Origin of the sequence: Aquimarina aquimarini, assembly GCF_900299535.1 — a bacterium.
GTDB lineage: Bacteria > Bacteroidota > Bacteroidia > Flavobacteriales > Flavobacteriaceae > Aquimarina > Aquimarina aquimarini.
The window spans coordinates 1-12,356 of the sequence record NZ_OMKE01000035.1 but is presented as its reverse complement, the minus strand read 5'-3'; the positions used below and the strand labels follow the sequence as shown (position 1 = coordinate 12,356).

Annotated in this window: 9 protein-coding genes; 8 read left to right on the top strand and 1 reads right to left on the bottom strand. The window is 33.7% G+C overall.

Translation table 11 applies throughout. From position 1 onward, the window contains the following. Positions 1-25: 25 nt before the first annotated feature. The 8 genes from DG508_RS14400 to DG508_RS14365 all read left to right on the top strand — a co-directional run bounded on the left by DG508_RS14400 (position 26) and on the right by DG508_RS14365 (position 10,366). The gene (locus DG508_RS14400) at positions 26-319 is read left to right on the top strand and encodes a GIY-YIG nuclease family protein (RefSeq protein WP_108868819.1); all 294 of its coding nucleotides are present in this window, start codon (positions 26-28) and stop codon (positions 317-319) included. 61 nt (positions 320-380) lie between these two features. Further along, complete coding sequence (locus DG508_RS14395) at positions 381-1,133, top strand: enoyl-CoA hydratase/isomerase family protein (RefSeq protein WP_108868925.1); 753 nt, start codon at positions 381-383, stop codon at positions 1,131-1,133. Between the two features lie 87 nt (positions 1,134-1,220). Beyond that, the gene (locus tag DG508_RS14390; protein WP_108868818.1) at positions 1,221-1,817 is read left to right on the top strand and encodes an acyltransferase; all 597 of its coding nucleotides are present in this window, start codon (positions 1,221-1,223) and stop codon (positions 1,815-1,817) included. Between the two features lie 75 nt (positions 1,818-1,892). Beyond that, complete coding sequence (locus tag DG508_RS14385; protein WP_108868817.1) at positions 1,893-3,209, top strand: dihydrolipoamide acetyltransferase family protein; 1,317 nt, start codon at positions 1,893-1,895, stop codon at positions 3,207-3,209. A 113-nt stretch (positions 3,210-3,322) separates the two neighbouring features. Continuing rightward, entirely contained in the window at positions 3,323-4,396 is a 1,074-nt protein-coding gene (locus DG508_RS14380) for a branched-chain amino acid aminotransferase (RefSeq protein ID WP_103863489.1), read from the top strand. Between the two features lie 68 nt (positions 4,397-4,464). Further along, complete coding sequence (locus tag DG508_RS14375; RefSeq protein WP_108868816.1) at positions 4,465-6,528, top strand: alpha-ketoacid dehydrogenase subunit alpha/beta; 2,064 nt, start codon at positions 4,465-4,467, stop codon at positions 6,526-6,528. A 364-nt stretch (positions 6,529-6,892) separates the two neighbouring features. Next, on the top strand, positions 6,893-7,393 hold the full coding sequence (locus tag DG508_RS14370) for a CAP domain-containing protein (RefSeq protein ID WP_108868815.1): 501 nt from the start codon (positions 6,893-6,895) through the stop codon (positions 7,391-7,393). A 408-nt stretch (positions 7,394-7,801) separates the two neighbouring features. Beyond that, positions 7,802-10,366 (top strand): leucine-rich repeat domain-containing protein, encoded by a 2,565-nt coding sequence (locus DG508_RS14365; protein WP_159090846.1) that lies wholly within the window; start codon positions 7,802-7,804, stop codon positions 10,364-10,366. 121 nt (positions 10,367-10,487) lie between these two features. Here DG508_RS14365 and DG508_RS14360 read toward each other — a convergent pair whose 3' ends face one another. Further along, positions 10,488-11,456, bottom strand: coding sequence for a hypothetical protein (locus DG508_RS14360; RefSeq protein WP_108868813.1), 969 nt, complete (start codon positions 11,454-11,456; stop codon positions 10,488-10,490). Positions 11,457-12,356 lie beyond the last annotated feature (900 nt).

The window sequence follows — 12,356 nt, the reverse complement described above, 5'->3', positions numbered from 1 at the left end:
GAAAGAATGAGAGTTTTATAATTAAATGATAGTTTGGAGCGTCTATATAATAACAAATAAACCTAATGGGGTTCTTTATATTGGAGTAACTAAAAATTTGAAAAGAAGGATACAACAACATAAAAATAAAGCGCATCCAACAACATTTTCAGCAAGATATAATCTCAATAAACTGGTGTATTTTGAGAATTATGAAACAAAAGATGAAGCATATACCCGAGAAAAGAGAATGAAAAAATGGAATCGGGAATGGAAAATAAAAGTGATCAAAAAAGGAAACTTAAATTGGATTGATTTAAGTAATAATTTGAGAGAATAGCTATTTAAAAATAATGTAGAATTAAAATAATAAGATTTCCGCCTATGCGGGAATGCAAGTAATGACACAACCATACGTAAATATAACAGTAGAAAATCAGGTAGGAACCATTGAGTTTTTTCATCCTGCTCATAATTCCTTGCCAGGAGATATTTTGGCAAAATTAGCACAAACAATTACTGATGCTGGTACCAATGATGCTATCAAGGTAATTGTATTAAAAAGTGGACGAGACAGAACTTTTTGTGCAGGAGCAAGTTTTAAAGAACTGATCAATATCAATGATGCAGAAACAGGAAAAGTGTTTTTCTCTGGCTTTGCCAATGTGATCAATGCAATGCGTAAATGTCCGAAGTTTATTATTGGGCGAGTACAAGGTAAAACTGTTGGAGGAGGCGTAGGATTAGCTTCTGCAACAGATTACTGTATGGCTACAAAGTATGCATCGATAAAACTAAGTGAACTTAACGTAGGGATAGGGCCATTTGTAGTAGGACCTGCCGTAGAGCGTAAAATAGGATTATCTGCAATGACACAGATAGCTATTGATGCCAATTCGTTTTATGACGCAGAATGGGCAAGAGATAAAGGGTTGTTTACCAAAGTTTTTGAAGATATAGAGACATTAGATGCCGAGGTAAAAGCTTTTGCAGAACACTTATGTACGTATAATCCTGAAGCAATGAAAGAGATGAAAGAAGCCTTTTGGAAAGGAACAGAAGATTGGGATACCCTATTGGCAGATAGAGCTGTAATCAGTGGTAGATTGGTACTAAGTGATTTCACCAAAGAAACATTGAAGAGGTTTAAGTAACTAAGAAATTAAAAACCGAAAAATGATAAATAAGAAAGAAGACGAATACTACTTTAGTGTTTTACATTTATAATTTAATATTTAACAATGATTTACTCTTTCAAAGGATATATACCCGTAGTACACCAAAGCAGTTTTGTGCATCCATTAGCCGCAGTAACTGGCAATGTGATTATTGGCAAAAATTGTTACATAGGACCTGGTGCTGCCATACGTGGAGACTGGGGAGGAATTATTTTGGAAGATGGAGTGAATGTGCAGGAAAACTGTACCGTACATATGTTTCCAGGTAAATCAATTGTACTTAAAGAAAGTGCACATGTGGGACATGGTGCTGTAATCCACGGAGCTAATCTTGGACGTAATTGCCTGATTGGTATGAATACAGTTATTATGGATGATGCAGAAATCGGAGACGAATGTATCGTAGGAGCAATGTCATTTGTAAAAGCAAAAACGGTATTTGAAAAACGAAGTCTGATTGTAGGCAACCCTGCAAAAGTAATCAAAGCGGTAAGTGATGAAATGATCGCATGGAAAACTAAAGGAACAAAACTATACCAGCAACTACCCACAGATTGCTATGAATCATTAAAAGAAGTAGAACCGCTAAGAGAAGTTCCTGAAAACAGAGAAACACAAGAAGCATTTTATAAAACACTAGAAGAATTTAAACAAAAGTAAATTCACGAGATGGTGTACAAAAGAGGTAAAATAAAAAAGAAGTATATTTAAACTAACAAACATTAGTTAACCAAAATGGCAACAGTAGAATTAAAAATGCCCAAAATGGGCGAAAGTATATCAGAAGCTACCATTCTTAACTGGTTGAAGAATGTTGGCGACACTGTAGAAGAGGATGAAACGATTTTGGAAGTAGCTACAGACAAAGTAGATTCAGAAGTGCCTTCTCCTTGTAATGGTGTAATTGCAGAAATACGATATCAACCTAATGAAGTAGTAGAGATAGGACAGGTAATTGCAATAATCAATGCAGGTGCAAGTGCAGTATCATCTGATCAAAAACAACAAGAGACTAAAAGTGAACCAGTAGAAGGTTCATCAAAAATAGAGAAGCCTGCTGTTGTAACATCAGCAAAAAATAATGTTCCCAACCTGCAACTTTCAAATTCAGAAGTAAACGATGGGTTTTTATCTCCTTTGGTCATTAGTATTGCCCAAAAAGAGAACCTGAGTGTAGAAGAACTACAAAGTATTGTAGGTACAGGAGCAGAAGGGCGTATTCGTAAAAGTGATGTGGTACAGTATCTAAAAAACAGAAAACATCCTTTGCCAAGCAGACCACAATCACAGGCACAAGCACCCAAGTCAACATACAACGCTCCTCCTATCTCATTTGTAGAAGGAAAAGATCGTATTGTAGAGATGGATCGTATGCGCAAAATGATTGCAGATCATATGGTGTATTCTAAGCATACATCTCCTCATGTAACCAGTTATATAGAAGTAGATGTAACCAATATTGTGAATTGGAGGAATGAGGTAAAAGTAGCATTTCAGGAAAAGTATGGAGAGAAACTTACCTATACTCCAATTTTTGTAGAGGCAGTAGCCAAGGCAATTCAGGAGTATCCTATGATCAATGTATCTGTAGATGGCAAAAAGATTATAGTACATGATGATATTAATGTAGGTATGGCAACCGCACTACCTAGCGGAAACTTAATTGTTCCTGTAGTAAAAAATGCCAATGAGAAAAACTTATTGGGATTAGCAAAACGTGTAAATCATCTGGCAAATAGTGCAAGAAATAATAAACTGAAACCCGATGAAATACAAGGAAGCACCTTTACTATTTCTAATGTAGGAACTTTTGGTAGCTTGATGGGCACACCCATCATTAATCAACCCGAAGTAGCGATTTTGGCACTCGGTATAATTAAGAAAAGACCAGAGGTGATTACTACAGAAAAAGGAGATGAGATTGCGATACGAAGTATGATGTACTTATCGCTTTCTTTTGATCACAGGGTAGTAGATGGATTTTTAGGAGGGTCATTTTTACGCAAAGTAGGAGATGAACTAGAAGCTTTTGATAGCAGTAGAGAAATATAATTACAAACAATTGCGCAAGGGATAGTAGCGGCATCCTTTTGTGTTAGGGATACCTAATGCAAAAGATATAGCGAATAGCCCGATCCCAATGGGATGCGCCCAAAACAGTACTAATGGAGCAACACATTAAAATTACAAAGACTTCACATTCAAAATTAGCGGATATTGATTTTGATAATATCCCTTTAGGAAAAACTTTTACCGATCACATGTTTATCTGTGAATATGAAGATGGTGTATGGCTAAATCCAAGAATAGAACCTTTGGAATTAATCCCTACCCACCCTGCTGCGATGGCATTGCATTATGGACAGGCAATTTTTGAAGGAATGAAGGCAACCGTAGGAGAGAATAATACTCCATTATTATTTAGACCAGAAGAAAATGCAAAACGACTTAATCACAGTGCTGCCAGAATGGGAATGCCAGCTGTACCTGAAGATCTTTTTGTAGAAGCTGTAAAACAAATTGTAGGAGTAGAAAAAGGATGGATACCCCCGCAAGAAGGAAGTGCTTTATACCTGCGTCCATTTATGTATGCAGACGAACCTTTTATTGGTATGCGAGCAGCCACAAGCTATAAATTTATTGTAATCTGTTCTCCTGCAGGACCTTTCTTTACCAAAAAGATACGTCTATATGCTGAGACTGAATATATAAGAGCGGCAGATGGAGGTACTGGAGAAGCAAAAGCAGCAGGAAACTATGCAGCAGCGATCTTGCCAACAGAAAAAGCCAAAGCCAAAGGATATGATCAAGTATTATGGTTAGATGCCAACGAGCATAAGTATATTCAGGAGGTAGGAACGATGAATATCTTTTTTAAGATTGATGGTAAGTTTATTACTCCCAATACAAGTGGCTCTATCTTAAAAGGAATTACTAGAGACAGTGCTATTACCTTATTAAAAGATAAAGGGTTTGAAGTTGAAGAACGCCCTATAACGATAGATGAAGTAATACAATACTCAAAAGAAGGAAAGCTTGAAGAAGCTTTTGGTACTGGTACGGCTGTTGCCATTGCTATGGTAGAAGCGATTGGGTATAATGATGAGGTAGTCACATTGCCAGAAGCAAACCCTGTAAGTCTGGATATGAAAAATACACTAGACGAAATCAAGGCACAGAAAAGAGAAGATACACACGGGTGGATTGTACCAGTGGCTGTTGAAGAAAAAGTAAAATAAACGAATCAAGATCTAGTATAGTCATTCTGGAATACACTTGAATTCATATATCAAAAACTACAGTAAAAATGGTAGCTGAAAAGACGATAGCAAAAGAAGTATTACAAAAAGCATTTACAACGCTTTGTACTGCCAAATCGATGGCAGAATTGTATGAAGAGAACTTTAAAATAGTTTCAAAATATGTGCATGCTACATCTAGAGGGCATGAAGCCATTCAGATTGCTACAGCAATGCATTTATTGCCTCAGGATTATGCTTTTCCTTATTATCGTGACGATGCGATGTTATTAGGAATTGGTATGCGTCCGTATGATTTGATGTTGCAGTTACTAGCAAAAAAGGAGGATCCTTTTTCTGGTGGAAGAACCTATTATTCGCATCCAAGTTTGAGAGATGATGATAAACCAAAAATTCCACATCAATCCTCTGCAACAGGAATGCAGGCTATACCTTCTACGGGTGTTGCTATGGGAATACAGTACAAAGAATTGGTTGATCTGGATGATAAAACATTGCAGGACAAGCCTCTGGTAGTATGTTCACTAGGAGATGCTTCTGTTACAGAAGGTGAGATTGCAGAAGCTTTCCAGATGGCAGCATTAAAGCAGTTACCTATTTTATATCTGGTACAGGATAACGGATGGGATATCTCTGCAAATGCAGCAGAAACCAGAGCGCAAAATGCATATGAGTATGCACAAGGGTTTAATGGGTTGGATGCGATCTCTATAGATGGTGCAAACTTTACAGAAAGTTATCTGGCATTGCAAGAAGTTATAAAAACTATTAGAGAAGAAAGACGCCCAATGCTGGTACATGCCAAAGTACCTTTACTAAACCATCATACCTCTGGTGTGAGAATGGAGTGGTATCGTGATGATCTTGAAGAGGCTCGCTCTCGTGACCCATACCCAGTATTGAAAAAGCAATTGCTGGAGAATGGTTTTACAGAAAAAGAGATACAAGCTATTGAAGCTGAAACAAAAGCGGTTGTAGCCAAAGATTTGGAAGAGGCTATGAAAGCTGAAGATCCAACACCAGAAGATTTGTTTACTCATGATTTTGCACCTACTCCAATTATAGAAGAAAAAGGAGAGCGATCTCCCGCTGATAAAGAAGAAGTGGTGATGGTAGATTGCGCCCTGTTTGCGGTAGAAGAATTGATGAAAGAAAACAAAGAGTGCTTGTTATACGGTCAGGATGTAGGAGGAAGACTAGGTGGCGTATTTAGAGAAGCCGCTACATTGGCTCAGAAATTTGGAGATGAGCGTGTATTTAATACTCCTATTCAAGAAGCTTTTATTGTAGGATCAACAGTAGGAATGTCTGCCGTAGGGTTAAAACCTATTGTAGAGGTGCAGTTTGCGGATTATATCTGGCCAGGACTTAACCAGTTATTTACTGAGGTAAGTAGATCGTGTTATTTATCTAATGGAAAATGGCCTGTATCGATGATACTGAGAGTTCCTATTGGAGCGTATGGTAGTGGTGGGCCGTATCACTCATCATCTGTAGAATCTGTAGTTACCAATATTCGTGGAATCAAGATTGCATATCCAAGTAATGGAGCAGACCTAAAAGGATTAATGAAAGCGGCATATCACGACCCAAATCCTGTAGTGATTTTAGAGCATAAAGGTTTGTATTGGTCCAAAGTAAAAGGAACAGATGCTGCCAGAACCATAGAGCCATCAGAGGATTATGTATTGCCTTTTGGTAAAGCGAATGTAGTGCAACGCATCTGGCCACAAGATGAAAAAGAAACTATGACTATAGTAACCTATGGTATGGGAGTTCATTGGGCGCTTAATGCGACAAAGGATATAAAAGAAACGGTAGAGATTATTGATTTAAGAACATTGTACCCTCTAGATGAGGAAACGATCATGGAATCGGTAAAGAAAACCAAAAAGTGCCTTGTCGTTACAGAAGAGCCTACTAATAATTCTTTTGCAAGAGCATTATCGGGTAAAATTCAGGAAGAATGTTTTAGATCACTAGATGCTCCTGTAATGACGATAGGTTCTGAGAACATGCCAGCCATTCCTTTAAACAGTACGTTGGAGCAAACCATGATTCCTTCTACAGAAAAAGTAAAGCAAAAAATAGAAGAACTACTGAAGTATTAGTGTACTAAAGTACACCGCATTTATATAGCCCTGATTAGTATTATCGGGGCTTTTTTTATGATGAATTAGAATTGGGTAATGAGTATTGAGAAGGGCTCCTTATTCTATATTAAATATTAGGTTATTCGATATTCTGTTTGTTATGTCGTTCCAAACTTGACCTAGAATCTATTTTGTAGGTAGAAAGATAAATCAGGTGTCGTTTTTCTTTTAACTTTTTCTTGTGAATAATTAAGAACTCTAATTAATTAAATACTTAAAAAAAATTAAACGTAGTTAAAAAAAAAATGACAAGTAGTATTAATAAATACCTTATATGAAAGAATAAAACAAATATTTATTAACTCTTAAAATTAATTCATTCATGAAAAATTTAAATTTATTTTTAGCTATTGTATGTATCGTAACTTTTATGTCTTGTAGTAATGACGACAAGGAGATTAATGAAGTAGAGTCTCTAGAGAAGTTTACAGAGGTTCATTCAAAAAACTCATCTCAGGAATCTGAACTATTAAGACTTGTAAATAATTTTAGAATAGAAAATGGAGTACAAACTCTTAGACGTGTAAGTGTTGCAGATAATGTAGCAGCAATATTTCCAGATAACACAGATAGATGTAATAGTCCATTACATACAGGTGCTTCACAAAGGTTTACAGAACTAAAAAGACAAACTGGAAGTAAAAGTGTTTCAGAAAATGTTGCAGATGGGCAATCAAATGCTCAACGCATTTTTCAAGCCTTTGTAAATAGTTCAACTCACAGAAGTATTATGTTACAATCTAATGTGAACGCTACGGGGATTTCTATTGTTCAGTGTCCAGATGGTTCACTCAATACGGTTCAGCTGTTTTTTGTTCAATAAAATTATAATCTATTTTTATTGCCCCGATTAATTATTATCGGGGCTTTTTTTATGAAGAATAAGTATTGAGAAAACCTCTTATTCAATATTCAATATTGGTTATTCGATATTTTGAATGTTTTTTCATTACGGATTTGTTCTATACTCACCTTTTATTTTTTTGTAGAAAAAAACAGTTGTGTGAGGAGTAAGAATTTGATTATGAAAAGGTTATTTTGAATTGATAAACCCCAATATATAACTTAGGGATAAATAATTTGAACCTTATCAAAAAAGGCTTAGTTTTGCAGTACACACACACACAAACTTCAGGTATTTCTATACCATCTTGGCAATCCTTATACTGAAAAATAAATATAATTTAATACGATGAGTAACGTATATTTTACATCCATGATGCTATTTGTGATGCTATTATTTTTTTATAATACTGGCACAGCGCAAGATGATCGATCAGTATTAATTGATCTGTATAAGTCTAATCCAAACAATACACTGGATTGGGATATTTCTACAAAAAATATAGAAGATTGGAAAGGTGTACGTATAGAGAATGGAAGAGTAACAAATTTAGAAATAAGAAGTGAAAAAATAACGAGTTTACCTGATAGTTTTGGCAACCTTTCTGCACTTATAAAGCTGAATTTATATAATAATCTATTAACAAGACTTCCAGCTAGTTTTGGCAATCTTTCTTCGCTTACCAGTTTAGTGTTGAGAGGTAATGAATTAAAGAGTTTACCTGATAGTTTTGGTGATCTCTCTGCACTTAAAAAGTTAGATTTAGTGTCAAATCAATTAAGCAGTTTACCCAGCAGTTTTGGCAATCTTTCTGCGCTTACAAGTTTGGAATTAACAAAAAATAGATTAAAGGGGTTACCAAACAATTTTGGTCATCTTTCTTCGCTTGAAACTTTAGAGTTAAGTAGTAATGAATTAAAGAGTTTACCAGAAAATTTTGGTGATCTTTCGGCTCTTACAAAGTTGTATATAAACGGTAATAGGTTAGTAAGTTTGTCTGAAAATTTTGGTAACTTACTATTACTTGAGTGGTTGGACTTAGAATATAATAAAATAATTAATTTACCAGACAGTTTTGGTAAACTTTCTTCGCTTACAGCTTTGGATTTACAGCGTAATGAATTAAGGAGTTTACCAGATAGTTTTGGTAAACTTTCTAAGCTTGTTGATTTGAGTTTAGAAAATAACAAATTAAAGAGTTTGCCAGACAGTTTTGATCATCTTTCTGCACTTACAACTTTACGTTTGAAAAATAATCAATTAACAAGTCTTTCTGATAGTTTTGGTAATCTTTCGTCACTTACAGCTTTGGATTTAAATAGTAATCAATTAACTAGTTTACCAGCCAGTTTTGGAAGTCTAGGGGTACTCGAATGGTTGAGTTTAGGAAAGAATCAATTAACGAGTTTACCAGAAAATTTTGGCAATCTTTCTTCACTTTCAGCTTTATTTTTAGGAGAAAATCAATTAACGGATTTGCCAGACAGTTTTGGAAACTTAAAGAAGCTTAGTGATTTGACATTGCGAGAAAACCAATTAAAGAATTTGCCAAGTAGTTTTGGCAATCTTTCTGCACTTAGGATTTTGCATTTGTATGAGAATCAGTTGACGAGTTTACCAAGTAATTTTGGCAACCTTACAACACTTGAGGCTTTAGAATTGTATAGCAATAAACTAAGGACTTTGCCAGATAGTTTTGGTCACCTTTCTGCTCTTACGAGATTGGATATGAACAAAAATCAATTAACAGATTTACCTGATAGTTTTGGTAATCTTTCTTCACTTAAGGTTTTGTTTATAGAGGGTACTATGTTAAAAAGTAATCCAAGCAATCAATTAAGTAGTTTGCCAGATAGTTTTGGTAATCTTTTATCTCTTGAAGAATTGTATTTAAAGCATAATCAATTAACGAGTTTACCAGAAAATTTTGGCAATCTTTCTTCACTTACTTATTTGGACTTAAAAGATAATAGGTTAGAAGGGATGCCAGAGAATTTTGGTCACCTTTCTTTGCTTATTTCTTTAAACCTAGAAGATAATTCAATAGTAAATTTACCAGAGAATTTTGGTCACCTTTCTAAGCTTATAGAGCTCAATTTATATAATAATCAATTAACAAATCTCCCAGATAGTTTTGGCAATCTTTCTTCACTTACAGGTTTAAGTATAGGAAAGAATGATATTATTAGTCTACCAGACAGTTTTGGTAACCTTTCTACACTTCAAGAATTAAATTTACGAGACAATAAACTAACTAATCTTTTAGCTAGTTTTGGCAATCTTTCTGCACTTACTCATTTAGTGTTGAGAGGTAATCAATTAAAGGGCTTGCCAGATAGTTTTGGAGATCTTTCTACACTCAAAAAATTAGATTTAGCGTCAAACCAATTAAGCAGTTTACCTAGCAGTTTTGGCAATCTTTCTTCGCTTGCTTCTTTTCGTGTAGAACTAAACCCATTAAGCAGTTTGCCAAACAGTATAGGAAATCTTAGTTCTCTTACTTATTTTAATATAATGGTAAATAAGTTAAAGAGTTTACCCGAAAGCATAGGTAACCTTTCTGCACTTGAGACTTTTTATTTGAAAGATAACCAATTAACAAATTTACCAAATAGTTTTGGTAAGCTTTCTTCGCTTAAAAAGTTGAATTTAGAAAGGAATAAATTAAAGAGTTTGCCCGATAGTTTTAGCAATCTATCTTCGCTTACAAATTTAGGTTTGTCAATAAATCAATTATCTAGCTTACCAGACAGTTTTGGTAATCTTTCTTCGCTTGGGTATTTAGATGTAGGTTATAATCAATTAAAAAACTTACCAGACAGTTTTATCAATCTTTCCCAGCTTTCAGGTGTATCTTTAGAAGGCAATCAATTTGAAGCTTTATCTCCCTCTTTATGCAAATTTATAAATAACATTCATATGAATGGTTTAGATTCTGGGGGTTGTAAATAGTATTATTTGTAAATGATAAACAAGAGGTTGGGGATTTAATAGTTAGAATTGAGTAATCAGTAGTTACTATTTTTCGGTTTTATATTTATATAGTGTTGAGTCCTAATGTTTCTTAAGGGGATTAATTCAATTTATTTATTTTAGAACTAATTTTTTTAAAATCTTTTGGTTTTATATTAAATGACATCTTGGTATGTTCTTGATAAATTACATTTCCACTTTTGCCATTTACAATGTTTATTATTTTATTATAGTTTACCTGATTCCACATTAGGTAATAGAAATCTTCTTTTTGGTTAAGGATTTTTTCTTCGAGGGTACTGTATTCAAGTATTTCATACTTAAAAGGATAGTCTTTCATTAATTTTTCCAATTCAGGATTCTTTTTTTCCAATCCAAAAAGGGCATTATATCCATATAATAGGTTGGAATCTATATATAAAGTATGATCTTTTAAGTTTTTTAGCTCAGGAAAAACATAGTCATAATAAATATCAATAGACTTTTTGTTTTTTAGGCTTTTATTGACTAGTTGTAGGTAGTTCTTTAAATATCCTAATTTGAAATTGATTAAATTTCCAACAATAACTTCTTCTTCAGTAGAGGGCACTACTACTTGTTGTCTCATTTTAATATCTGGTGTAAAATAGATCGCCCCTACTCTTGATGACCACCAGACGTTTTCTTTCTTTTTCTTTTTTACTTTATCAATAATACTAAAATCTAAAAAGATAAAAGAATATGATTTCTCCATCCCTAACTGTGTAGTTTCTTCAATTTCTATAAATTCAAATCTAGCCAAAGCATCATCAACTTTTAAGTCATTTGCTGTAAAGTCATCTTTATAAACTACTTTATAAGGTGTTATATCCCAAACTTGACCCAGAATATGCTCATATAGTGATTTAGGGAAAACAGTTGGTAACACAAATACTGTTTCGATATTTGTAAATCTTTTTAGGTCTTTGTCTTTTAACTTCTTGAATTTATCACTTGAATATGAAAAATCGCCAACTCTTACCTGAGCAATTCCAAGTGTTGAGATAAAAAGAAGTAAGCAAGTAATTAAGGTTTTTGACTTGTAGTTCATTTAGGTACTGTTTTAATCTTGACGAATAAGCAATTTGCACTTACTAAAAGTATAAAAGTAAGGAACCCCTTCTTTTAAAAAACCGTAAGATAAACTTTTTTTAAGAGAGAGATTTACAATAATTATATAGCTAAGATAGAGTAGTTTTGGTCATACTTTTTACTTATTAAGTGAGGTTTTAATCCTCCGAAGTTTGCTTCAAAATTAAAGGTTCGTTTCAAACGAGTACTTCGTGGGCTTGCCCCGAGGATTATTTACTATTCAACATTTGATATTGGTTATTCGTAAGCGAATGGTAGTTTTTATTAGAAATGCTAAGAATAAAAAAGATCGATATTCAGTGTTATCAGATGAGTATCACGATTATGAAAGGTTAACAAACAGAGTTGCTACTAAAACAATGTTAAAATTACAAACACGAATTTGATTTAAATCAAATGCTACCTTTAATATAGAATTTACCTTTGAAAATAAATAACAAAGGTGAAACGAACACAAATATGTAATGCAAAATAAAAATAATTAGGCTGTTTTTTTTAGAAAGATTAATCTATGCTTTTGCCTGAATTTAAAATATATACTTGAACCAAGAGAATAGTGAATTTTTTACTTATAAAGTATATGTAAAGAATAAAAGTAACAGAGTTGAAAAACTCTATTGATTTTGTTAATAGTATTAAAATACCCGAGTGATGACGGCTATATAGGCTTCGTAAAAGGATGGTGTTTCACCCTTTATCGAAGCTTATATACATTTTAGAGTGGATGAGATATCAAACTTTTAGCTAAAATGTATTTGTTATACCAGTTATACTTTGAATTTACTGTAAAAAGAAAATCAGCTATTTTTTTGTTTATGCAAAGAAGAAAAAGTTAGCATAGCTATAGCTATGGTTAGTT